This window comes from Streptomyces sp. NPDC001393, from assembly GCF_053597455.1.
Genome location: NZ_JBSFIH010000042.1, coordinates 1 through 22,259 on the forward strand (window position 1 = coordinate 1; position 22,259 = coordinate 22,259).

General features: G+C 70.8%; 17 protein-coding genes and 1 tRNA gene. 12 read left to right on the forward strand and 6 right to left on the reverse strand.

The window, feature by feature from the left end:
* Positions 1 to 241: 241 nt before the first annotated feature.
* Positions 242 to 2,824, reverse strand: a complete 2,583-nt coding sequence (locus ACWC2T_RS32945; protein ID WP_450673998.1) for an ABC transporter permease — start codon at positions 2,822 to 2,824, stop codon at positions 242 to 244.
* Positions 2,821 to 3,609, reverse strand: coding sequence for an ABC transporter ATP-binding protein (locus tag ACWC2T_RS32950; RefSeq protein WP_450673999.1), 789 nt, complete (start codon positions 3,607 to 3,609; stop codon positions 2,821 to 2,823). The genes ACWC2T_RS32945 and ACWC2T_RS32950 overlap by 4 nt, the downstream gene beginning before the upstream one ends.
* Positions 3,610 to 4,018: 409 nt before the next feature.
* On the opposite strand from ACWC2T_RS32950, the gene ACWC2T_RS32955 reads away from it, so the two are divergent.
* From ACWC2T_RS32955 to ACWC2T_RS32965, 3 genes are all read left to right on the forward strand, one after another.
* The gene (locus ACWC2T_RS32955; RefSeq protein ID WP_450674000.1) at positions 4,019 to 5,524 is read left to right on the forward strand and encodes an MFS transporter; all 1,506 of its coding nucleotides are present in this window, start codon (positions 4,019 to 4,021) and stop codon (positions 5,522 to 5,524) included.
* A 257-nt stretch (positions 5,525 to 5,781) separates the two neighbouring features.
* Entirely contained in the window at positions 5,782 to 6,240 is a 459-nt protein-coding gene (locus tag ACWC2T_RS32960) for a DUF485 domain-containing protein (RefSeq protein WP_450674001.1), read from the forward strand.
* The gene (locus ACWC2T_RS32965; protein ID WP_450674002.1) at positions 6,237 to 7,880 is read left to right on the forward strand and encodes a sodium/solute symporter; all 1,644 of its coding nucleotides are present in this window, start codon (positions 6,237 to 6,239) and stop codon (positions 7,878 to 7,880) included. The genes ACWC2T_RS32960 and ACWC2T_RS32965 overlap by 4 nt, the downstream gene beginning before the upstream one ends.
* Positions 7,881 to 7,908: 28 nt before the next feature.
* Here the strand turns inward: ACWC2T_RS32965 and ACWC2T_RS32970 are convergent, their stop codons facing one another.
* The 3 genes from ACWC2T_RS32970 to ACWC2T_RS32980 form a co-directional block, all read right to left on the reverse strand.
* Complete coding sequence (locus tag ACWC2T_RS32970; protein WP_450674063.1) at positions 7,909 to 8,781, reverse strand: DivIVA domain-containing protein; 873 nt, start codon at positions 8,779 to 8,781, stop codon at positions 7,909 to 7,911.
* Between the two features lie 730 nt (positions 8,782 to 9,511).
* Positions 9,512 to 12,580 (reverse strand): SUKH-4 family immunity protein, encoded by a 3,069-nt coding sequence (locus ACWC2T_RS32975; protein WP_450674003.1) that lies wholly within the window; start codon positions 12,578 to 12,580, stop codon positions 9,512 to 9,514.
* A gap of 10 nt (positions 12,581 to 12,590) precedes the next feature.
* Positions 12,591 to 13,586 carry an SMI1/KNR4 family protein gene (locus ACWC2T_RS32980; protein ID WP_450674004.1) on the reverse strand — a complete coding sequence of 332 codons (996 nt, stop codon included), beginning with the start codon at positions 13,584 to 13,586 and terminating at the stop codon, positions 12,591 to 12,593.
* Between the two features lie 297 nt (positions 13,587 to 13,883).
* On the opposite strand from ACWC2T_RS32980, the gene ACWC2T_RS32985 reads away from it, so the two are divergent.
* Together ACWC2T_RS32985 and ACWC2T_RS32990 are read left to right on the forward strand one after the other, a co-directional pair.
* Positions 13,884 to 14,399 carry a YwqJ-related putative deaminase gene (locus ACWC2T_RS32985; protein ID WP_450674005.1) on the forward strand — a complete coding sequence of 172 codons (516 nt, stop codon included), beginning with the start codon at positions 13,884 to 13,886 and terminating at the stop codon, positions 14,397 to 14,399.
* 52 nt (positions 14,400 to 14,451) lie between these two features.
* Positions 14,452 to 14,982, forward strand: a complete 531-nt coding sequence (locus tag ACWC2T_RS32990; protein ID WP_450674006.1) for an SUKH-3 domain-containing protein — start codon at positions 14,452 to 14,454, stop codon at positions 14,980 to 14,982.
* Positions 14,983 to 15,017: 35 nt separating this feature from the next.
* On the opposite strand, the gene ACWC2T_RS32995 is transcribed toward ACWC2T_RS32990, so the two are convergent.
* Positions 15,018 to 16,319 (reverse strand): sensor histidine kinase, encoded by a 1,302-nt coding sequence (locus ACWC2T_RS32995; protein WP_450674007.1) that lies wholly within the window; start codon positions 16,317 to 16,319, stop codon positions 15,018 to 15,020.
* 167 nt (positions 16,320 to 16,486) lie between these two features.
* Between ACWC2T_RS32995 and ACWC2T_RS33000 the strand changes: the two genes are divergently transcribed.
* The 7 genes from ACWC2T_RS33000 (at position 16,487) to ACWC2T_RS33030 (ending at position 22,179) form a co-directional block, all read left to right on the forward strand.
* Positions 16,487 to 17,344 (forward strand): hypothetical protein, encoded by an 858-nt coding sequence (locus ACWC2T_RS33000; protein ID WP_450674008.1) that lies wholly within the window; start codon positions 16,487 to 16,489, stop codon positions 17,342 to 17,344.
* A 14-nt stretch (positions 17,345 to 17,358) separates the two neighbouring features.
* Positions 17,359 to 17,435: transfer RNA gene (locus tag ACWC2T_RS33005), tRNA-Gln, on the forward strand.
* Between the two features lie 113 nt (positions 17,436 to 17,548).
* Entirely contained in the window at positions 17,549 to 18,997 is a 1,449-nt protein-coding gene (glmU, locus tag ACWC2T_RS33010) for a bifunctional UDP-N-acetylglucosamine diphosphorylase/glucosamine-1-phosphate N-acetyltransferase GlmU (protein ID WP_450674009.1), read from the forward strand.
* Positions 18,998 to 19,152: 155 nt separating this feature from the next.
* The gene (locus ACWC2T_RS33015) at positions 19,153 to 20,133 is read left to right on the forward strand and encodes a ribose-phosphate diphosphokinase (protein WP_450674010.1); all 981 of its coding nucleotides are present in this window, start codon (positions 19,153 to 19,155) and stop codon (positions 20,131 to 20,133) included.
* Positions 20,134 to 20,333: 200 nt separating this feature from the next.
* Positions 20,334 to 20,930 carry a 50S ribosomal protein L25/general stress protein Ctc gene (locus ACWC2T_RS33020; protein WP_450674011.1) on the forward strand — a complete coding sequence of 199 codons (597 nt, stop codon included), beginning with the start codon at positions 20,334 to 20,336 and terminating at the stop codon, positions 20,928 to 20,930.
* Positions 20,931 to 21,005: 75 nt separating this feature from the next.
* On the forward strand, positions 21,006 to 21,611 hold the full coding sequence (gene pth, locus ACWC2T_RS33025; RefSeq protein ID WP_450674012.1) for an aminoacyl-tRNA hydrolase: 606 nt from the start codon (positions 21,006 to 21,008) through the stop codon (positions 21,609 to 21,611).
* A 52-nt stretch (positions 21,612 to 21,663) separates the two neighbouring features.
* On the forward strand, positions 21,664 to 22,179 hold the full coding sequence (locus tag ACWC2T_RS33030; RefSeq protein WP_450674013.1) for a hypothetical protein: 516 nt from the start codon (positions 21,664 to 21,666) through the stop codon (positions 22,177 to 22,179).
* Positions 22,180 to 22,259 lie beyond the last annotated feature (80 nt).

Genomic DNA, 22,259 nt, shown 5'->3' on the forward strand with positions numbered 1-22,259 from the left:
AGCACAACGACTGCTCCTGGCTGCGGACATACGGAGGTCCTGTTCCTCCGTGCCAGTACCATTAGCGGCGGCCGCCCCCTGGACCCCCGGCCTATGCCCACCCGCCACCCGACTCGGTCGGCTGAAAAGTGGCCCGACAAAAACCCGGTGCCGGGAAGCCCTCGAGCTCCCCGGCACCGGGTCTTCCCCCGCAACCCCCGTATGCGGTGGTCGTGGCCCCCCGTCGGCCCGGCCTGCGCGGCTAGTCCGTCGCGATGGCGTTCAGTACGTTCATCCGCCCCGCCCGGAACGCCGGGATCAGTGCGGCGAACAGGCCCACGAAGGCCGAGGCGATGAAGACGGTGATGATCGTCGGCCAGGGGATCTGCAGGATCTTCAGGCCCTGCAGCGCGAGGAGCTTCTGGGCGGTCGCGCCCCAGCCCATGCCCAGGCCGAGGCCGAGCAGGGCGCCGAAGACGGCGATCACCACGGACTCCAGGCGGATCATGCGGCGCAGCTGGCGGCGGGAGAGTCCGATGGCCCGCATCAGGCCGATCTCCCGGGTCCGCTCGACCACCGACAGGGCCAGGGTGTTCACGACACCCAGGACCGCGACGATGATCGCGAGCGCCAGCAGGCCGTAGATCATGTTCAGCAGCTGGCCGATCTGGTCCTTCAGGGCCTTCTTGTAGTCGGTCTGGTCGCGCACGGTCAGCTGCGGGTAGTCGTCGTGCAGGGCCGACTTCAGGGCCTTGTAGGCGGCGGCCTGCTGTCCGTCCTTGGCGGTGGCGAAGACCAGCTCGTCGAGCGGCATCTTCGCGGCGGGGACGTACTTGGCGAGCGTGGCGATCGACGTGTACTGGGCGCCCTGGTCGATCACGTCGTCGCTGCTGGTGATCGCCCGTACCGTCAGGTGGGCGGTGGCGCCCTCCTTGAACGCGACGGTGATCTTCGAGCCGAGGTGGATGCCGTGGGCCTTGGCGAACTTCTCGTGGACGGACATCGAGTCGGGCAGGTAGGCGTCCTTGAGGTTCCCGGCGACGGTCTTCTTGCGCAGGTCGGTCGCGTAGGTCGGGTCGGCTGCGGTGATGTCCGTGTCCTTGAGCGTCCGGCCGTCGGGCGTGGTGTAGTCGGCCAGTGTCGGGCGGTACTCGGTGACCCGCGCGAGCCCGGGGGTGTCCTTGATGAGCCGGACCGCCTGCGGCACGACGCGCTGGCCGTTGTCGGCCTGGATGATGAAGTCCGTCCCGACGGTCTTGTCGAGCTGGTCGGTGGCCGAGGCGACCATGGAGGAGCCGACCACCGACAGGCAGGCCACCAGGGCCAGGCCGATCATGAGGGCGGCGCCGGTGGCGCCGGTGCGGCGCGGGTTGCGCAGCGCGTTGCGCTCGGCCATCCGGCCCACGGGGCCGAACATCCGCAGCATGACCGCGCCGAGGATCCGGACCAGTCCGGCGGCCAGCAGCGGGCCGATGACGACGAAGCCGATCAGCGTGGCCACCACGCCCAGGCCCAGCCAGCCCGAGCCGGCCTTGGCCTTGTCGGCGGTGGCGGCGACGTACAGGCTGAAGCCGCCGGCGGCGGTGAGCAGCAGTCCGATCACGGCCCGGACGGTGCCGGCCTTGGCGTCGGCCGGGGCGCCGGCGTCGCGCAGGGCGGCCATGGGTGAGACCTTGCCGGCGCGCCGGGCGGGCAGGTAGGCGGCCAGGACGGTGACCACGACACCGAGGAGCAGGCCGACGGCGGGGGTCGTCCAGGCGATGGTCAGGTCGTCGGTGGACAGATGCATGCCCATGCTGCCCATGAGCTTCATCAGCCCGACCGCGATGCCGACGCCCGCGCCGACGCCGAGCACGGAGCCGATCACGCCGAGCAGCAGCGCCTCGATCAGCACGGACCGGTTGACCTGCTTGCGGGAGGAGCCGATGGCGCGCATCAGGCCGATCTCGCGGGTGCGCTGGGCGACCAGCATGGAGAAGGTGTTGATGATCAGGAAGATGCCGACGAGGAAGGCGATCCCGGCGAAGCCGAGCATCGCGTACTTCATGACGTTCAGGAAGCTCTCGACGCTCTTCTGGTTGGCGTTGGCGACCTCCTTGGCGGTCTGCACCTTGTAGCCGCGGCCGAGGGCGGCTGTGACGTTCTTCTTCAGCTGGTCGTCCGTCACGCCCTTGGCGGCGGTGACGTTGACGTCGGTGTAGACGCCGGTCTGGCCGATCAGGGTCTGCTGGGCGGTCTTCGTGTCCAGGTAGAAGATCGCCGCGCCGGGGTTGGTCACCTTGAAGGCGGCGATGCCGGACACGCGCGCGTGGTGCGTGCCGACGACGGAGATCATGCCGATGTCGTCGCCGAGCTTGAGGTGGTGCTTGTCGGCGGTGTCCTGGTCGACCATGACCTGGTCCGGGCCCTGGGGCGCCGTACCTGTGGTGATCTTCATGGTGCGGGCGTCGTTGCCGTTCCAGCTGCCGACGATGGTCGGCGCGCCGCTGCTGGGCGAGAGCTTGTCCTTCTTGGCGTCGATGACGGTCACCGAGGTGGAGAACACCGTGCCCTCGGCCTTCGCGACGCCCCGGGCGCCTTGCACCTGGCCGACGACGGAGGCCGGCATGACCGGCGGCTTGCCGGTGCGGTCGGTGGTCTCACCGCTGTCGGAGGAGCCCTTCGCGGCGACCGTCACGTCCGAGGCCGTGGCCTGGAAGAGCTTGTCGAAGGTGGTGTTCATGGTGTCGGTGAAGACAAGGGTTCCGCTGACGAAGGCCACCGACAGCAGGACCGCGATCGCGGAGAGCGCCATACGGCCCTTGTGCGCGAAGAAGTTGCGCAGCGAGGTCTTCAGGACGGTCATGACGTACGCCCCCGGGCGTCGAAGTCCTTCATGCGGTCCAGGACCTGATCGGCCGTCGGCTGGTACATCTCGTCGACGATCCGGCCGTCGGCGAGGTAGAGCACGCGGTCGGCGTAGGAGGCGGCGACGGGGTCGTGGGTGACCATCACGATGGTCTGGCCGAGTTCGTCCACCGAGCGGCGCAGGAAGCCGAGGACTTCGGCGCCGGCGCGCGAGTCGAGGTTTCCGGTGGGCTCGTCCCCGAAGATGATCTCCGGGCGGGCGGCGAGGGCGCGGGCCACGGCGACGCGCTGCTGCTGGCCGCCGGAGAGCTGGGCGGGCCGGTGCTTGAGGCGTCCGGCGAGCCCGACGGTCTCCACCACGCGGTCCAGCCAAGCCCGGTCCGGCTTGCGGCCGGCGATGTCCATGGGCAGCGTGATGTTCTCGATGGCGTTCAGCGTCGGCAGCAGGTTGAACGCCTGGAAGATGAAGCCGATCCGGTCCCGGCGCAGCTGGGTGAGCTTCTTGTCCTTCAGGCCGGTGATCTCGGTCTCGTCCAGGTGGATCTGGCCGCTGGTGACGGTGTCGAGGCCGGCGAGGCAGTGCATCAGCGTGGACTTGCCGGACCCCGAGGGGCCCATGATCGCGGTGAACTGGCCGCGCATGATGTCCACGTCGACGTGATCGAGGGCGACGACACGGGTCTCGCCGGACCCGTACGCCTTCACGACCTGCCGCGCCCGCGCGGCAACGGCCGTCTGCCCTCCAGTACCCCCGTGCCTGGGAATGGTCACAGCCGATGTCACGGTATGTCTCCTATGTCGGTCGACAGGTCGATGCAGGTGCGCCGCGGTTGCGGCGCGTCGTCCTGAGTACGTCGATGAGTCTCGCGGCCGGCGGGGCCGTCACGCGCTGGTGCGAAGCCCCGTCTTTCCCGGGGGAAAACCCCACCCCGCCGGTGCGGTCAGCCGCCCCCCAGCGGCGTAAAGCCAGGTTAAGGACCGGGCCCGGTCCCTCTCGTCCTCCGCCGGGACGAACCCGCCCCGAGCCGTAGTACGGAGAGACCCCTAGGGGTGCTCCACCCCCGGGCGGAGGCCTTCTCGGGGTCGTCTCCACCCGTCGGTCCGCAAAGTCTCCACCCTCCCGTCGCGTGAGGGTCAATGGGAAGCTGTCGTACCGGAGATAGGTGCAAGGGGCACGGGGAGGGGATGTCCGGTGGGGAGTACGACACCCGCGATACGCAAGGGGGCCGCGCAGGCCGCCGGAACGCGCCGGAGGGGCGCGGTCGTCGCCGCGCTGATGCTGGCGATGGCGCTGGCCGCGCTGGACGCCACCATCGTCTCCACGGCCGTACCGCAGATCGTCGGCGACCTCGGCGGGTTCTCCGTCTTCTCCTGGCTCTTCTCCGGCTATCTGCTCGCCGTGACCGTCACGCTCCCTGTCTACGGCAAGCTGTCCGACACCTTCGGCCGCAAGCCGGTGCTGGTGACGGGCGCGGCCGTGTTCCTGCTGGGCTCGCTGCTGTGCGCGGGCGCCTGGAACATGGCGGCGCTGATCGCGTTCCGGATCGTGCAGGGGCTGGGCGGCGGGGCGCTGCAGGGCACCGTGCAGACACTCGCCGCCGATCTGTATCCGCTGGCGGAGCGCCCGAAGATCCAGTCCAGGCTGTCCACGGTGTGGGCGGTGTCGGCGGTGGCGGGGCCGGGCCTCGGCGGGGTGCTCGCCGCGTACGCCGACTGGCGCTGGATCTTCCTGGTCAACCTGCCGATCGGCGCGGCCGCGCTGTGGCTGGTCGTCCGTCATCTGCACGAGGCCGAGCGGGAGAAGCCGGAAAACGGCGGCCACGCGCGCGTGGACTGGGCCGGTGCGCTCGCGGTGTTCGCGTGCGGCGGGGTGCTGCTGACCGCGCTGGTGCAGGGCGGGGTCGCCTGGCCGTGGCTGTCGGCGCCGTCGCTCACGCTGTTCGGCACCGGCCTGGCGCTGGCCGGTGTCGTAGTCGTGGTGGAGCGGCGGGCGGCGCAGCCGATCATCCCGGGGTGGGTGTGGCGGCGCCGCACGATCGCGGCCGTCAACCTGGCGCTCGGCGCGCTGGGGCTGCTGATGGTGGCGCCGAGCGTGTTCCTGCCGACGTACGCGCAGTCGGTGCTCAAACTCGCGCCCGTGGCCGCCGGGTTCGTGCTGTCGGTGTGGACGCTCAGCTGGCCGGTGTCGGCGGCGCTCAGCCAGCACGTCTACCGCCGCATCGGCTTCCGCGACACCGCACTGCTCGGCATCGGCGTGGCCGCGCTGATCCTGTGCGCGTTCCCCCTGCTGCCCTACCCCGGCTCGTGGTGGCAGCCGGCGCTGCTCATGCTCCTGCTGGGCGCGGCGCTCGGCCTGTTCCAGCTGCCGCTGATCGTCGGGGTGCAGTCGACGGTGGGCTGGTCGGAGCGGGGCACCACGACCGCGTCCGTGCTGTTCTGCCGGCAGACCGGACAGACCCTGGGCGCCTCCCTGTTCGGCGCCGTCGCCAACGGCGTACTGGCCGCGCGGCTGGGCGGGGCCGGCGATCTGGACTCCGTCACGCGCGCGCTGGACGCCGGTACGGCCCCGGAGGCGACCCGGCGCGCGATCGCCGACGCGGTGCACGCGGTGTACCTCGGCGCGGCGGCCGCGGCGGCCCTGGCCTTCCTGGTGCTGCTGCTGGTGGCGCCGCGGCGGTTCCCGGTGCGCGAGGAGTGACCGCACCCGCGGCACACGGAGGGCCGCGTCAACGCGGGCAACACCCCGGGCGGGAAAGCGTTTCCGTGCAGTAGCGGGAACGCGTTCCTGTGCAGCAAGCGCATACGGCCCGCGTAGTAAGCGCATACCGACCGGCCAGTTCGATGAAAACGCCACGCGGCCCGCCGGCCCGCGAGTAGCGTGCGTGGCTCCACACCCCACCCGCCACCTCCCTGCGGTCCGCCGCCACGGACCCGAGCCGCGCAAGGAGCCCCGGGATGTCCTACGACCCGCCGCACCCGTCGTACCCACCCCAGCCGTCCTCCCCCTACGACACACCTCCCGCCTCCTACGGCCCGCCCCACCTCACCTACCCCTGGCAGCCCGCTCCCCCGCAGCCGCGCCCGGACCGACGGCCGCCCCGCGAACCCCTCGGCCACCACAGCGACCTGCGGGTGCTGCGCAGCGCCTACCGCTGGCAGCGGCGTACGGCCACGCTCACCGCGCTCGGCTACTTCACGCTGTTCCTGGTGCTGTCCGCGTCCGCACCCGGCGTGATGACACGCACGGTCGCCGACGGCATCCCCGCCGGCCTGCTGCTCGCCCTGATCCAGCTCCCGGTCACCTGGCTCGCGATCGCGCTGTACGAGCACACCGCGCGCCGGCACGTCGATCCGCTCGCGGACCGCATCCGCAAGCAGGCCGAACTGGACGCCCGCCGGGGAGCGCTGCGATGACCGCCGCCGGCACCCCGGCCGTGGGAGGCTTCGCCGGTTTCAGCGGCCCGGCCCAGCCCATGTCCCTGGTCGCCTTCTCCACCGTCACCACGGTGACCCTGCTGCTGTGCGTGATGACCGGCCCCGACCGCGACGACCTCGACGAGTTCTACACCGGCTACGGCTCCCTGTCCCCGCTGCGCAACGGCCTCGCCATCGCCGGGGACTACATCTCCGCGGCCACCGTCCTCGGCACCGGCGGCGTGATCGCCCTGTGCGGCTACGACGGGGTCGTCCTCGCCCTGAGCACCGCGCTGTCGCTGATGCTGCTGATGTTCCTGCTGGCCGAACCGCTGCGCAACGCGGGCCGGTTCACCATGGGCGACGCGCTCGCCCGTCGACTGCCGGGACGCGCCGTGCGCATGACGGCCTGCGCGGTGACCATCGCCGCGCTGCTGCCGCTGATGCTGGTCCAACTCGCCGGAACCGGCCAGCTGATGGCGTTCATCCTGGGCTTCACCGACCAGTCGCTGAAGACCGCGTGCGTCGTCGGGCTGGGTGCCCTGATGATCGCCTATGCGGCGATCGGGGGCATGAAGGGCACCGCCCTCATCCAGATCCTGAAGATCGTGATGCTGGTCGGGTCGGGCGCCGTGGTCGCCGTACTGATCCTGCGCCACTTCGACTGGGATCCGGGCGCGCTGTTCACCGCGGCCTCGCGGCAGAGCGGCGCCGGGCCGGCCTTCCTGCACTCCGGGCTGCAGTTCGGCACGTCGGGCCGGTCCCGTCTGGACATGATCGCCTCGGAGCTGACCGTGGTGCTCGGCGGCGCCTGCCTGCCGCACATCACCATGCGCATGTACACCGCCTCCAGCGCCCGCCAGGTGCGCCGCTCGATGTCCTGGGCGGTGTCGATCGTCGCCCTGTTCGTGCTGGTCATCACGGTGGTCGGGTTCGGCGCCACGGCACTGCTCGGGCGTGCCGTGATCGCCGGGGCCGACCCGCAGGGCAACACCGCCTACCTGCTGGGCTCGCGGGCGGCGTTCGGCGCCGACGTGTCCACGGCCGAGACGTTCCTGTTCACCATGGTGACCACGGCGATCTTCCTGACCCTGCTCGCCTCGGTCGCCGGGATGATCCTCGCCTGCGCCAACTCCCTCGCCCACGACGTGTTCGCGGCCCGCGTGCAGGAGATGCCGGCCCGGCGCGAGATGGCCCTCGCCCGCGTCTCGGCGCTCGCCATAGGGGTGCCGACGATCCTGCTCGCCACGATGGTGCAGCACCACAGCCTGCAGCCCCTGGTGACGCTCTCCTTCTGCCTGGGCGCCTCGGCCATAGCGCCCGCCCTGGTGTACGGGCTGTTCTGGCGCCGCTACACCCGCAGCGGGCTGCTGGCGACGCTCATCGGGGGCACGCTGACCGTGCTGCTGCTCATGCCGGGCACCAACCTGGTCTCCGGCTCACCCGTCTCGGCCTTCCCGCACGCCGACTTCAACTGGTTCCCCTTCACCACGACCGGCATCGTCTCCATCCCGGCCGGCTTCCTCTTCGGCTGGCTCGGCACCATCGCCTCGGGCCGCGCCAAGGCGGAGCAACAGCGGCACCAGTACGAGGCGGTGGAGGGATGGATCCTGGCGGGGGCGGCACGGAAGGGGAGTTGAGCGGGCCGCGGGTGAGGCGGCCGCACGGTCATTCCCGGGCGACCTGGCCGGTCAGCGAGGTCAGCCTGCTGCGCATGTGGTCCATGTGCGCCTGCACGTCGTCCCAGGTCTCGCCGTGCTCGCGCAGCACCTCTTCGGTCGCCCGGGCGATGCGTTCCTCGCGCACACGCGCGTCGGCGATGATCTCGGCGGCACGCGCGAGTGCCTCGTCCTGGCTGCGGCGCGCGTACTCCTCGGCCTCCCCGAGGGCGCGCTCGGCGGCGGACAGCGCGGCCTCGGCCCGGCTCACCCGCTCGGTGTGCCGGGCATCCAGTTCGGCGATCCGCTCGGCCTCCTCGCGCTCGACCTCGGCCCACCGCTCGGCGTGCTCCCGGGCCTGCCCGGCGAGCATGCCGGTGGTGCGCTGCCGTACCTCGCGCAACGCGGCGAGCGCCTCCGAGCGCCCTTCCTTCACCTCGCGCCGGGCGCCGACGCGGATGCCGTCGGCTTCGGCGCGCGCGGCGAGGAGCCGCCGGTGGGCGTGTTCGTCGGCTTCCGCGCGGAGCGCGTCCGCCGCTTCCTGCGCCTGCCTGCGTACGCTCTCGGCGCGGGCTTCGGCCTGGGCGAGGTGCTCGTGTGCCTCACGCCGCGTGCGCTCGCGGAGATCCGCCTCCTCCTCCAGCACGAACTGGAACAACCGCCGTGCACCCTCGCCGAGCGACTCGTACGTCTGCGGCGGGAGTTCGGCGACGACCTCGCGCATCCGCGCGGCCTCCGCCCCCATCTCCTTGGCGAGCACCGTCAGCCTCGCGGCCCGCTCCCACGCGGCGTCGCGGTCGTCCGACAACTGCTCCAGGTAGGCGTCGACCTGATCGGGTCGGTAGCCGCGCCCCCGGACGGTCACGAAGCCGTGCGGCGACATCGATGCGCTGCTCACCCTGGGAACCCCTCTCCACCGGACATACACGACAGGACGATGTGGCGCACATCTTGATGGATCGGACTTAAGTATGCATAACGCGACACTCCGCGCTCACGTCACGCTCCGCATCCCGCATCGTCCCGATCGACGAGGCGGACGGGCGGCTGCAGCACGCCCTCCCCCGGGGTGATGATCACGCTGCGAACGGGCGCCCCACGGCGAGGCCAACGCCGCGCGCAGCTCTTCCCGGCGCATCCCACTCCGGCGTCGCGACCAGGCAGGACGGCACACCCCGGCACACCGGCGCCGTCTCCCGGCCGACCATGCCGCGGCGTACACCACCCGGTAGTGCCGGCCGAACGCGTCGGGGTCGGCGGGAGTCCCCTACAGGGCGAGGAAACGGCCCATCGTCGAGCCGGCCTCCCAAGGCGCTTCAGACGGCGGCGGCGCCCACCCGTTCGGCCGAGAGGGAGGAAAACGCGAGGGGACGGCGGCGGGAGGCGGCGTCGTCTCAGGGGCGAAGGGGGAGGGGGAGCGGGGGGGGCGGGGGCGGGAGTGGAGGGCGCGAACGCGGTCAGGAGGCGCGGGTCGGCGAACACCCGCGTACGCCGCGAGCTCCGGAAGTCCACCGGTCCAACGGCGCGTCATGCCCTTCACGCGCGCGTGAAGGGCATCGCGTGAAGGGCATGACGCGCTCACACGGCCGACGTGCCCCGTGTGCCGGGCGGGCTCAGAGCAGCCCGTCCCACATCTGCTCCAGCAGCACCGACCACCAGCTCTCCGGCGAACCGAGCGCCGCCGGGTCCAGGGCCGCGAGCTGCGCCTGGAAGTCGACGGTCCAGCGGCCCGCCTGCTCCTGGTTCAGCCCGTACCGCAGGCGCCACATCCGGCCCAGCAGCGCCAGGCAGCGCGCGAACTCCGGCAACCCGGTGTTCACGAACTGCGGCGGCACCGCAGCCCCGCCCGGCCCCGTCTCCACCGGCACGGCCACGATGTTCGCCGTCCCGTACTGCACACACAGCGCCTTGCCGAAGTCGGTGCCCATGACCAGGTACGACCCCGCGTCCGCCGCCGGCTGCACCCCGCGCTCGGCCGCCAGCTCCGCCAGCGTCGGAACGGGGCGGCCCGGCTGGGCCTGCGCCCAGAAGAACGGGCCCATGTCCACCGGCAGACCGGCCACGACCAGCGTGTGCGCCACGATCGGCGGCACACCCTGCCGCGACACCGCCTGCTGCTCGAACCGGAAGATCCCCGGCCCGAACGCCGCCGCCAGCTCCTGCGCGATGCCCTCCGGCGGAACCGGCGGCGCGGCCTGGACCGGCGGCAACGGCGCCCGCACCGGCGCAGGCCGCGCCGGCCCGTCCGCCACCTGGTGCAACTCGCCCTGGTGCGCCAGCAGTTGCTGCATGCCCTGCTGCCGGCTCGCGTGGTCCGTGCCGTACGGCGCGATGCTCGTGATCCGCGCCTGCGGCCACTGCTCCCGGATCATCCGCGCACAGTAGGCACCCGGCAGCTCGCACGACTCCAGCTCGGTGTGCAGCTCCAGCACCTGGTCCGGCGGCACGTTCATCGCCCGCAGCTCGTGGAAGATCTGCCACTCCGGGTGCGGCGTACCCGGCGCCGAACGCCGGATCAGCTGCTGCTCGGAACCGTCCTGCGCGCGATAGCGCAGCACAGCCTGGTAGCCGGGACCGACCGTCGGCTGCCCCTGCTGCGGATACCCGTACGCCGGCGGCTGCCCGGGCGCGCCCGGCGGCATCGGCTGCGGGGCGCCCGGAGCCCCCGGAGGGCCCGGCGGCATGCCCGGGGCGCCCGGCGCACCGAGTGCGCCAGGGGCGGGCGGCGGCGGGGGTGCGCCCGGACCGGTCACCGGGGGCGCGGCCAGCACGGTCTCCGCGTGGTGCACGGCCCCACGCCCTCCGCCCGGAGCACCGGGCGTGCCGGGCGCTCCCGGCGTGCCGGGACCGGCAGGGGCGCTCGGCGGCTGTGGGGCGCCGGGGACTCCGGGCGCCGCGGGGGCGCTCGGAGGCTGCGGCGCGCCAGGCACAGGAGGCATGCCCGGGGCGCCCGGAGCCGCGGGAGTGCCCGGCGGGTTCGGCATGCCCGGGGCGCCCGGACCGCCCTGCGCGCCCGGCATGCCGGGAACACCCGGGGCGCCCGGCGGCTGCGGCGCGCCCGCACCCAACTGGCTGGGATCGGCCAGCACCGTGGCCGCGTGGTGCACGTTGCCCGCAGGCGCGGCAGGCGGATGAGGGGCGCCCGGAACGTTCGGCACACCCGGCGCCTGCGCCCCGTCCGCACCGCCGGGACCGGCAGGCGCACCGGCACCACCGGGACCATCAGGCCCTTCCGGACCGAGCGCCGATACCAGCCGCGTCGGCACATACCCACCGGCCGACGCACCCGGCGCGGGAGGCGGCGCCGCATTCCCTGGGCGCGCGCCCGGCGTACCAGGGGTACCCGGCGGCGGAGGCGGCGCACTCACACCACCGCGCCCCTTCTTCGGCGGCGGCGCGGCCCTGCTCGTCGCGGCATCCGCGATGTCCCCGGCGTTCGGCGCGAGCCGCCGCGCCGAGGCACCCGCGTCGACCGGAGGCTGCGGCGCACCCGCCGCATCGCCGGGCGCCTGCGGGTAGCCGTAACCGGGAGCACCCTGCGGAGCACCGGGACCCTGCGGATAGCCGTAGTTCGGCGCGCCCGGGGGCGGCGGGGGCGTGCTGCCCTGCGGAACACCCGGCACACCGGGAGCGACGGGGGGCGGCAACGGCGTGCCGGGCGCCGGCGGGTACGCGGGTGCGCCCGGCGGAGGCGTACCGGGAACCGCCGGCGGCTGCGGGTAGCCGTACGGCGGCGTACCGGGCGGCGGCGGAGGCGTGCTGGCCTGCGGAACACCCGGCGCACCGGGAGCGGCGGGCGCTGCGGGTACGCCAGGCGTGCCGGGCGCGCCCGGCGGGAAGCCCTGCACGCCCGGCGCGTTCGCAGAATCGAGTGCCGGCGCGACCGCCGTCGGCGGCAGCTGGCTGCCCCCCGACATCAACGCCGTCTTCGCATCCGGCGCGCTCACGGGCGGCTTCGGAGCCTCGTCGGCGGAATCGCTCAACGGCGGCGCGAACACCGTCGCCGGCAACGGCACCGAACGGTCGTCCTCACCGGAGTCCCCGTTCGTGTCCGTACCGGCCCAGGGCGTGGCCCCCACCGGCACATCCGCGGACGGCGCGCCCCCCGAAGCGGGCACCCCCGCCTGCGTCTGCGCGAGCCCCGCCCCACCGGACGAAGCACCACCGGACGAAGCCTCACCACCAGCACCGGCCCCGGACACCCCGACACCAGCAGCGGCCCCGGACGTTCCCGCTCCGACACCGGCGCCGGACGTACCCGCACCAGCCTCCGAACCGGCCTCGCCCCCTGGCCGCCGGTCCCCGATGCCCAGCTTGTCCGCCGCCTCCTGCAACCACTCCGGAGGAGTCAGCAGGAACGACGTCTGATTCAGATCCACCCGCGCAGCAGCCGGCGCCGGAACGGCATCCTGCGGCTCATCCGCACGGCCGTACTCCTCCTCGTACCGGCGGATCACCTCACCCACCGGCAACCCCGGCCACAGCGTCGCATCCCCGCTGTCCCGGGCGATCACCAGCCGCTGCGCACCCGCGTCCGAACGCGGACCCTCCGCCCGGTCCTCGCCCCACACCACGAAACCCAGCTCGAACTCCCGCACCCGCACCTCACGATGCTGGTACGCGGGCACGTCACCGTTGATCCACTCCTCGGCGCGCTCCTGCGCCTGCGCGTAGGTCACCATCGCCTGAAGCTCACTCCCCCACCGGGCCGGAAGACACCGGAACGACACGGGCGAAACCGCCGTCGACCATCAGATTCGCCACCGTCTCCAACTCCGGCGGACTGCCCGCCAGCCGCGACAGAAAGACGTCGAAATCCTCACCGCACGGCAGCAGCAGACGCTCCACCCGCTCCGCCGCCGACCACGACGGATCCACATCACGCACATCGTCGTACGCGCAGAACCAGACCGAACCAGGCCGCTCGCCCTTCACCTTCACCGCGAGCAACCCGCCCTGCACGAACGCCACCCCGAGGTAATCCTTCGTCAGATGGTCGCGCAGGCACTTGTTGACGTACACCAGGTCATTCACGGCCGCCTCGTCACGCACCGTGAAGAACGGCTGGTCCACCAACAACCCCAACTCGGCGTCCAGCGCCGTACCCACCGGCGCACACCCGCCCGCCGCCTTCAAGAACGAGCGATACGCGCCCGGAAGCCGGTAGCCGAGCTCCTCCTCGACCCCCTGCACCTGCGCCTCCGACACCGCCACACCCGACTTCGGCAGCCCGAAATGCGCCGGCCGCGTCTCCTGCAACGGCCGCGTCCCCCGCTTCGCGTGGTCCACCGCCGCCGTCGCCACCCCACCGTGATGCCGCAGCAACGCCTTCACCTCGACCGGAACCAGCTCCAGCCGCCGCGTCCCCGCCACGTGATGCCACGTCCAGCCGTGCGGCGTCGCCACATCCGGCACCGTGTCCCACAACTCGTGCCGCTCCGCCGCCCACGCCGCGTTCGCCGACACGAAATCCGTCAGCCGCAACTCGTCGACCCCGAAACCCTCCGGCGGCTCGGCGATCTCCACCGCCACGCGCGCGTACGGAGAGAAATCCGGGTAACCACGCTCATCGACCCGTACCCCTCTCGGGTGACGCGCCGCCCGGACCGGATCCGGAAAATGCACGACCTGCCCGGCATAGGCCGCGTTCGGCGGCGCGGCTTGCTGCCCGAGCCGACCTGTCGTCATGGCGGTAGCCCCCTGCGGCGTTCTCTCTGGCCTCAAAAACGGCGGTGTCGATCGCGGATGCCGACAGCCTATGCGGTACACGAATCCCGGTCACCGGCCCACCACGTCCCCGGAGAACCATCCCCTCCGCATCCCGCACACCACCCCTCACATCCGTGACCAGCCGTCACCCCACCGTGACGACCACCCCCCGACCCGGGCGTGTCGCACCGCCCCAGCTTCCGCACCGGCCACGGCATTTGGCACCCTGTGTCCTTCGGGGGATGCCGGGGACACCCGGGGAGGGGAAAAACGATCATGAACACCTTGCGAACCGGAGGTACCGACGTGCGGGCCGGCGACCCACGCATCGGCTGGAGCGGCACCGACACACCCCCCGCCCCCACCCTCCGCCACCGCCGCGACGGCATCCTGCCCACCGTCGCCGCCGCCCTCTCCGTCCGCGGCACCACCCTCACCGGCACCGCCGCCCGCAGCGACCAACCCCCACCCCTGCACCCCCTCGTCCAGGACTTCCTCGACACCCTCACCAGCGGCGAACGCGACCGCTTCACCGGCCGCTGCGCCGAAACCATCCTCATCTCCCGGCACCTCACCACCGCCGACGCCACCCGCAGCAAACGCGCCGCCCGCAAACCCATGACCAACGGCGAAGCCCGCAAAGCCCTCAAGAACGCCAAACTCACCGCCCGCCGCATACGCGAGGACGGCGACCCCCTCCACGGCAGCTTCGCCACCCCCTGCCGCGCCTGCACCGCCCTCAGCGCCCACTTCGGCGTCCGCATCGTCGACCCCACGGCAACCGACGGCTGAAAACCACCGTCAACCGAAGTACCACCCCACAGGCACGACGAACGAAGGGCAGATGCACCCCGACCGCACCTCCTCCCCCAGTCTCGGCTCCGCTCGACCGGGGGGACCCCCATCCCGCTTCCCCGTACTCGTCGACGCCGCCCTGCGCGCCGCCGGCTGGCAACCCGGACGCTGGGACATAAAACAGGCGGAAATCTGGGCCGACACCCTGCGCGAACACACCTCACCCGCCGGACACCGGCACACCGTCTTCCCCGCCGCCGTCGAAGCCTGGGCCGAATTCGGCGGCCTCACCATCAACCCCAACGGCCCCGGCCGCCAGATCGCCCCCGCCACCCTCCACCTCGACCCCCTCCACGGCCTCCACCACGCCCGCACCCTCGGCGACCTCGGCCGCGCCCTCGCCACCGAACTCTGCCCCCTCGGCCAGGAGACCGACACCGCCGCCGTCCTCGCCATCGACACCGAAGGCCGCGTCTACACCCTCGACCACACCGGCGACTGGTACGTCGGCCCCGACATCGACCACGCCTTCGCCACCCTCATCACCGGCATCGAACCCGTACGCCTCACCGCCGGCTGACACCACAAGAGCGGACTGACACCACCAGCGCGGACCTACGCCGCCGGAATCACCGCCGACACCCGGAAACCCCCCGCATCCGTCGGCCCCGACACAAACACACCACCCAGCGCCGCAACCCGCTCCCGCATCCCCACCAGACCGTTCCCACCCGACGGCAACCCCGCCGCCGACGCCGACCCCGGCTCCGGCGGCGGCTCGTTCTCCACCTGCATCGCGATCTCCGACACCCGATGCGCGAGCCGCACATGCGTCTTCGCACCCGCCGCATGCTTGTGGACGTTCGTCAACGCCTCCTGCACCACCCGGTACGCCGTCTGCTCGACCTCCGCCGCATACGACCGCACCTCCCCCTCCACCAACAGATCCACGACCATCCCCGCAGCCGCCGACTGCCCCACCAACTCCTCCAGCTCCGACAGACACGGCCCGTCCTCCACCACAGCCCGCGAAGCCGCAGCCTCAGCCGCCTCCCGCACCGCCACCAACGGCACCCCCGCAGCACGCCGCACCGGATCCTCCCCCGCCCGCAGCACCCCCAGCATCTCCCGCAACTCGGTCAACGCCTGCCGCCCCATGTCCCCCACCAGCGCCGCATTCCGCACCGCCTTCTCCGGATCCTTCCGCGCCACCGCCTGAAGCGCCGCAGCATGCACCACCATCAGACTCACCCGATGCGCGACCACGTCATGCATCTCACGAGCGATCCGCGTCCGCTCCTCGTTCCTGGCCCACTCGGCCCGCTCCTCCGCCCGCTCCGCCAGCAACTGAAGCTCCCGCTCCAGACTGTCCGCCCGCTCCCTGAGACTCTCCATCAACCGCCGCCGCGCCCCCACGTACAAACCCAGCAACACCGGCGGAGCCGTCAACCCCAACGCCGTTGTCACCGCCGCGAACGGCACGAACCAGTCACCCAGCGTCAGATCGCCCCGCGCCATGTCCTGCCGCACCCGCACGAACGTCACGACCGCCGTACCCATCAGCGACATCCCCGCCAGCGCCCCGATGACCCGCCTCGGCACCTCACACGCGGCCAGCGTGTACAGGCCGACGACCCCCAGCAGGAACCCCATCTGCGCCGGCGTGATCGCGATCGCCACGAGGACGACGGCAATCGGCCACTTCCGCCGTACGAGCAACACGGACCCGGCGATCACCCCGAAAACGACCCCCACCGCCACCGGAATCCCGGCATCCCGCGCGAACGGAACCCCCTCCGCACCGCACTCCACGGCGGACACCAGCGCCAGACTCCCGTCGAGCGCCGCACTACGCCACCTGGTCCACCACCACGGGCCGGTCAGGCCCTTGGCGTGCTCTTCCCCCGTCATGGTCATACGTCCAGCCTACGGGCGACCGGTGCGCCTTTTCCGGTGACTTTCGCCTACCTCCACACACCACACTCCGTAACCGGCCGACCTCGAAACCCACCGAAATCACTCGAACTGGTGAACCCCTCCTGTTCGACCCCCGGAACACCTCATTCCGGCCGGACGGTATGCCTATGGCACATTCACACAGCAAATACGCCGACTTCGAGGGCTTGCGGGAACGGGCGGTCACCTTGCGGCGGGCCGGCTACAGCCTCCGGCAGATCCGGGACGAGCTGAAGATCTTCAACAACGACATCCTCAACCAGCTGGTGAAGGGGGAACCGCCGCCGGGGTGGACGAAGCGCCCGCGAGCCAAGGACGACCTCCGGGCAAAGGCTCGAGAGCTACGACTCCAGGGCTGGACCTACGACCAGATCGAGACGGAGCTGGGGTGCTCGCGGAGTTCGGTGTCGTTGTGGGTGCGGGATCTGCCGAGGCCGGAGCCGCGGTACACACCGGAGGAGCAGCGAGCGCTCATGAATGCCGGGTTGGCACGCCTGCGCAGCGCTCAGGACGAAGAGCGCCATCGCACAAAGCAGGCTGCCGCCGTGACCAGCAACCTGTCGGACCGTGAGTTGTTCGTAGCCGGGGTTGCCTTGTACTGGGCCGAAGGCCAGAAGAGCAAGCCGTACTCTCGCCGAGAGGTTGTCACCATCGTCAACAGCGATCCGGGCGTGATCCGGTTCTACGTGACTTGGCTCGACCTGCTCGGGGTCGCACGGGAGCGTCTGCGCTTCCACGTCATGATCCATGAGAGCGCTGACGTCAATGCCGCCGAGCAGTACTGGGCGACCTTAGTAGGAGCCGACAGCAGCGCCTTCAACAAGACCACGCTGAAGAAGCACAACCCGAAGACGGTACGCAAGAACACCGGCGACAACTACCGGGGCTGTCTCGTGATCACGGTCCTGAAGGGCGCCGATTTGTACCGCCGCATCGAAGGCTGGTGGTCCGGGATGGTGGTAGCAGCCGATCAACGAAGCACGTAGGCTAAGCGCGGCAATCCCGGGTTGCTCTGTCGGTAGGGGCGACTGGACTTTGAATCCAGGTAAGACGCAGGTTCGACTCCTGCCCCGGGAGCCGCCCAAGCGGGCCCTGACTGCACAGTCAGGGCCCGCTCTCACCTCCCCCAAGTAACACCCCGGTATCCTGCGGCTGTCATCCCCACCCACCCACAGCCGAAGGGCAACCCCGTGAGCGCCATCCGCCCGGCAGCCGTCGTCGTTCTCGCAGCGGGTGAGGGCACCCGTATGAAGTCGGCCACACCGAAGGTCCTGCACGAGATCTGTGGCCGTTCCCTCGTGGGCCATGTGCTGGCCGCCGCCCGCGAGTTGGACCCGGAGAATCTGGTCGTCGTGGTCGGGCACGCCAGGGAGCAGGTCACCGCGCACCTGAACGAGATCGACCCGGCCACCAGGACCGCCGTGCAGGCCGAGCAGAACGGCACCGGGCATGCCGTGCGGATGGGCCTGGAGGAGCTGGGCGGGGCTGTCGACGGGACGGTCGTGGTCGTCTGTGGGGACACGCCTCTGCTCACCGCCGACACCCTCAAGCAGCTCGCCGGCACCCACGCCGCCGACGGCAATGCGGTGACCGTTCTCACTGCTGAGGTGCCGGATGCCACCGGCTATGGGCGGATCATCCGTGACGACGCGACCGGCGCGGTGACGGCGATCGTGGAGCACAAGGACGCGTCCGAGGTCCAGCGGGCGATCCGGGAGATCAACAGCGGGGTGTTCGCGTTCGACGGGCAGTTGCTGGCGGACGCGCTGAAGAAGGTGCGGACGGACAACAGCCAGGGTGAGGAGTACCTCACGGATGTGCTCGGGATCCTGCGTGAGGCCGGTCACCGGGTCGGTGCTTGCGTGGCCGGTGATCACCGGGAGATCGCCGGGATCAACAACCGGGTGCAGTTGTCTCAGGCGCGCCGGATTCTGAACGACCGGTTGCTGACCGCGGCCATGCTGGACGGGGTGACGGTCATCGATCCGGCCTCCACCTGGGTCGATGTGACGGTCACCTTCGAGCGGGACGCGGTCGTTCACCCGAACACGCTGCTGTCCGGGTCGACGCATCTCGGTGAGGGTGCCGAGGTGGGGCCGAACAGCCGGTTGAAGGACACGCAGGTGGGCGCGGGGGCGCGGGTGGACAACACGGTGTCGGACGGGGCTGTGGTCGGGCCGCAGGCGTCGGTGGGGCCGTACGCGTATCTGCGTCCCGGTACCCGTCTGGGTCTCAAGGGCAAGATCGGGACCTACGTCGAGACGAAGAACGCGTCGATCGGTGAGGGCACGAAGGTGCCGCATCTGTCGTATGTGGGGGATGCGACGATCGGTGAGTACACGAACATCGGGGCGGCGAGTGTGTTCGTGAACTACGACGGTGAGGAGAAGCACCACACCACGGTGGGGTCGCACTGCAAGACGGGTTCGGACAACATGTTTGTGGCTCCTGTCACGGTCGGGGATGGTGCTTACACCGCTGCCGGGTCTGTGATCACGAAGGATGTGCCGCCCGGTTCGCTGGCCGTGGCCCGTGGTCAGCAGCGGAATATCGAGGGTTGGGTGGCTCGGAAGCGTCCGGGGAGTGCGGCTGCGAGGGCGGCTGAGGCGGCGTCCCGGAGGGGTGAGAGCGAGGACTGACGGGAAACGGGTACGTCAAACACGGCGTACCGTGATAAGTGCACATCCGCACACGTGCACCCGCACCCCTACCAGCTGGTTCGGCCTCTCATGCCCAGACGGGAGGTCGTAGACGCAGCCGGCTGGTCTGAGACGACCTCTGAGGAGACTGTGCTGTGACCGGGATCAAGACGACCGGCGAGAAGAAGTTGATGTTCTTCTCCGGCCGCGCCCACCCCGAGCTTGCCGAGGAGGTCGCCCACGAGCTGGGTGTCGGGGTTGTCCCGACGAAGGCCTTCGACTTCGCGAACGGTGAGATCTATGTCCGTTACCAGGAGTCGGCGCGTGGTGCGGACTGCTTTGTGATCCAGAGCCACACGGCTCCGATCAATCAGTGGATCATGGAGCAGTTGATCATGATCGACGCGCTGAAGCGTGCGTCGGCTCGCTCCATCACGGTGATTGTGCCGTTCTACGGTTACGCGCGGCAGGACAAGAAGCACCGGGGTCGTGAACCTATTTCGGCGCGTCTGATCGCTGATCTGATGAAGACGGCGGGTGCGGACCGGATCCTGACGGTGGATCTGCACACGGATCAGATCCAGGGTTTCTTCGACGGGCCGGTGGATCATCTGTTCGCGTTGCCGCTGCTTGCCGACTATGTGGGCGAGAAGGTGGACCGGGACAAGTTGACGGTTGTGTCGCCGGACGCGGGGCGGGTGCGGGTGGCGGACCGGTGGTGTGACCGGCTGGGTGCACCGCTGGCGATCGTGCACAAGCGGCGTGACAAGGACGTGGCGAACCAGGTGACGGTCCACGAGGTCGTGGGTGAGGTCAAGGGCCGGGTGTGTGTCCTGGTCGATGACATGATCGACACGGGTGGGACGATCTGTGCCGCGGCCGATGCGCTGTTCGCGCATGGTGCGGAGGATGTCATCGTCACGGCCACGCATGGTGTGCTGTCGGGTCCGGCTGCTGACCGGTTGAAGAACTCGCGGGTGAGTGAGTTCGTGTTCACGAACACGCTGCCGACGCCGGCGGAGCTGGGCCGGGATCTGGACAAGATCAAGGTGTTGTCGATCGCTCCGACGATTGCGAGTGCGGTGCGTGAGGTGTTCGAGGATGGTTCGGTGACGAGCCTGTTCGACGAGCAGTGAGGTTTCTGCGTCGCCTGCGCTAGCGGCGGCTGAAGATCCTTTTGGGTGCGGCCTCCCCTTCCGAGTAGACTGCTGCAGTTGCTCGGCGAGGGAGGCCGTACTCGTGTGGTACGGCGGTCCGTTATCGACGCGCTCTTCGTAGCAGGCCGTTCGTGGCCGGGTGACCACGTCCGTTCCGAGTTCTACGAGGAGTGATCACTATGTCCGAGGTGAAGCTCGCCGCCGAGACCCGTTCCGAGTTCGGCAAGGGTGCGGCCCGTCGCATCCGCCGTGACAACAAGGTTCCGGTTGTTCTCTACGGCCACGGCACCGAGCCGCTGCACCTGACCCTGCCGGGTCACGACCTGCTGCTGGCGCTGCGTACGCCGAACGTCCTGATCTCCCTGGACATCGACGGCAAGACCAGCGAGCTGGCGATCCCGAAGGCCGTGCAGCGTGACCCGCTGAAGGGCTTCCTGGAGCACGTGGACCTGCTGCTGGTCAAGCGGGGCGAGAAGGTCACGGTCGAGATCCCGGTGCACACCGAGGGCGAGCTGGCCCCGGGTGGCAACCTGCTGGAGCACGTGCTGAACGCGCTGCCGGTCGAGGCCGAGGCCACGCACATCCCGGAGTCCGTCACCGTCTCGGTCGAGGGTCTGGAGGCCGGTGCCTCCGTCCTCGCCAAGGACATCACCCTCCCGAAGGGCACCACGCTGGCCGTCGAGGAGGACGCTGTCGTCCTGCAGGTCCTGGCCGCGCAGGCCGAGGAGACCGAGGGTGAAGAGGCCGCCGAGGGCGAAGAGGCCGCCGAGGCCTGATCCTCGCTTCGTCATCATCCGGTTCAGCCGCCGTTTCCCTCGCGGGGAGCGGCGGCTGGCGCGTATCAAGGAGACATGGACGTGACCACCCCCGCCAGCAGTGATCCCTGGCTGATCGTCGGGCTCGGGAATCCCGGGCCGGAGTACGCCATGAACCGGCACAACGTCGGTTTCATGGTGGTGGACCTGCTCGCGGAGCGGATCGGGGGGAAGTTCAAGCGGGCGGGCAAGGCGCAGGCGCAGGTGCTGGAGGGCCGGATCGGTCCGGCGGGGCCGGGCAGCCGGCGGGTGATCGTGGCGAAGCCGATGTCGTACATGAATCTGTCCGGTGGTCCGGTGAACGCGTTGAAGGACTTCTACAAGGTGCCGGTGGCGAACGTGGTGGCCGTGCATGACGAGCTGGACATCGACTACGGCGTGCTGCGGCTGAAGCTGGGCGGTGGGGACAACGGGCACAACGGTCTGAAGTCGATGACGAAAGCGATGGGTTCGGACTATCACCGGGTGCGGTTCGGGATCGGGCGGCCTCCGGGGCGTATGCAGGTGGCGGACTTCGTGCTGAAGGACTTCTCGTCGGCGGAGCGCAAGGAGCTGGACTACTTCGTGGACCGTGCGGCGGACGCGGTGGAGTGTCTGGTGATCGAGGGGCTGGAGCGGGCGCAGGGCGCGTACAACTCCTGACATGTGCTTGTACGGCGGACAGCGAGGTTGACCGCGGTTGCGGGTATGGCCAATGATCCCGGCCATGCCTGCCACAGCCAGCACTGCTCGCCAGGCCTCCGTGACCGCGTTGCGGTTCGGGGGGGTCGCGGCGATGGGTGCGGTCGCCGCGTTGATCCTGTTCGCCGGGGTGTGGGGTTCCTGGGGGACCGCGCAGCACGTGATGCTGTCCAAGGGGCGGGAGCAGGGCACGGTGCGGGTGACCGCCTGTGCGAAGGATGTGTGCAGTGGTCCGTTCTGGCCGACGTCGGCGGGGGGACGGGCGCGGGCGCGTGTGGAGATTTCGCAGCCGGTGGCGGTGCGTGAGGGGCGGACGTACGACGTGGTGCTGAAGCCGGGTACGGCGGACGCGGTGCGGTCGGGTCCGGCGGGGATTCTGTATGCGTGGGTGCCGTTGGGCGGGGCGTTGCTGCTGGCGTCGGTGGTGGTGGCGGGCGGGATGCGGCTGACGCGGGTGGCGTGGGTGCTGGCGGGGTGCGGGCTGGCGTTGTTGACGGGCGCTTTTCTGGCGGTGTCCGCCGGTTCGTGAGGCAAGGTGTTCTCCGGCTGACCTGAGCCGGAAAGGGCGGTGCCCCCGGGGTCGTACGACCTCGGGGGCACCGTCTTGTG

What these genes read in the sequence shown, in the direction of transcription:
- ACWC2T_RS32945 (WP_450673998.1), bottom strand. Translation starts at nt 2,824, where the DNA reads ATGACCGTCCTGAAGACCTCGCTGCGCAACTTCTTCGCGCACAAGGGC.
- ACWC2T_RS32960 (WP_450674001.1), top strand. Translation starts at nt 5,782, where the DNA reads ATGTCCTACGACCCGCCGCACCCGTCGTACCCACCCCAGCCGTCCTCC.
- ACWC2T_RS32965 (WP_450674002.1), top strand. Translation starts at nt 6,237, where the DNA reads ATGACCGCCGCCGGCACCCCGGCCGTGGGAGGCTTCGCCGGTTTCAGC.
- ACWC2T_RS32970 (WP_450674063.1), bottom strand. Translation starts at nt 8,781, where the DNA reads ATGTCGCCGCACGGCTTCGTGACCGTCCGGGGGCGCGGCTACCGACCC.
- ACWC2T_RS32975 (WP_450674003.1), bottom strand. Translation starts at nt 12,580, where the DNA reads ATGGTGACCTACGCGCAGGCGCAGGAGCGCGCCGAGGAGTGGATCAAC.
- ACWC2T_RS32980 (WP_450674004.1), bottom strand. Translation starts at nt 13,586, where the DNA reads ATGACGACAGGTCGGCTCGGGCAGCAAGCCGCGCCGCCGAACGCGGCC.
- ACWC2T_RS32985 (WP_450674005.1), top strand. Translation starts at nt 13,884, where the DNA reads ATGAACACCTTGCGAACCGGAGGTACCGACGTGCGGGCCGGCGACCCA.
- ACWC2T_RS32990 (WP_450674006.1), top strand. Translation starts at nt 14,452, where the DNA reads ATGCACCCCGACCGCACCTCCTCCCCCAGTCTCGGCTCCGCTCGACCG.
- ACWC2T_RS32995 (WP_450674007.1), bottom strand. Translation starts at nt 16,319, where the DNA reads ATGACCATGACGGGGGAAGAGCACGCCAAGGGCCTGACCGGCCCGTGG.
- ACWC2T_RS33000 (WP_450674008.1), top strand. Translation starts at nt 16,487, where the DNA reads ATGGCACATTCACACAGCAAATACGCCGACTTCGAGGGCTTGCGGGAA.
- ACWC2T_RS33020 (WP_450674011.1), top strand. Translation starts at nt 20,334, where the DNA reads ATGTCCGAGGTGAAGCTCGCCGCCGAGACCCGTTCCGAGTTCGGCAAG.
- pth (WP_450674012.1), top strand. Translation starts at nt 21,006, where the DNA reads ATGGACGTGACCACCCCCGCCAGCAGTGATCCCTGGCTGATCGTCGGG.
- ACWC2T_RS33030 (WP_450674013.1), top strand. Translation starts at nt 21,664, where the DNA reads ATGATCCCGGCCATGCCTGCCACAGCCAGCACTGCTCGCCAGGCCTCC.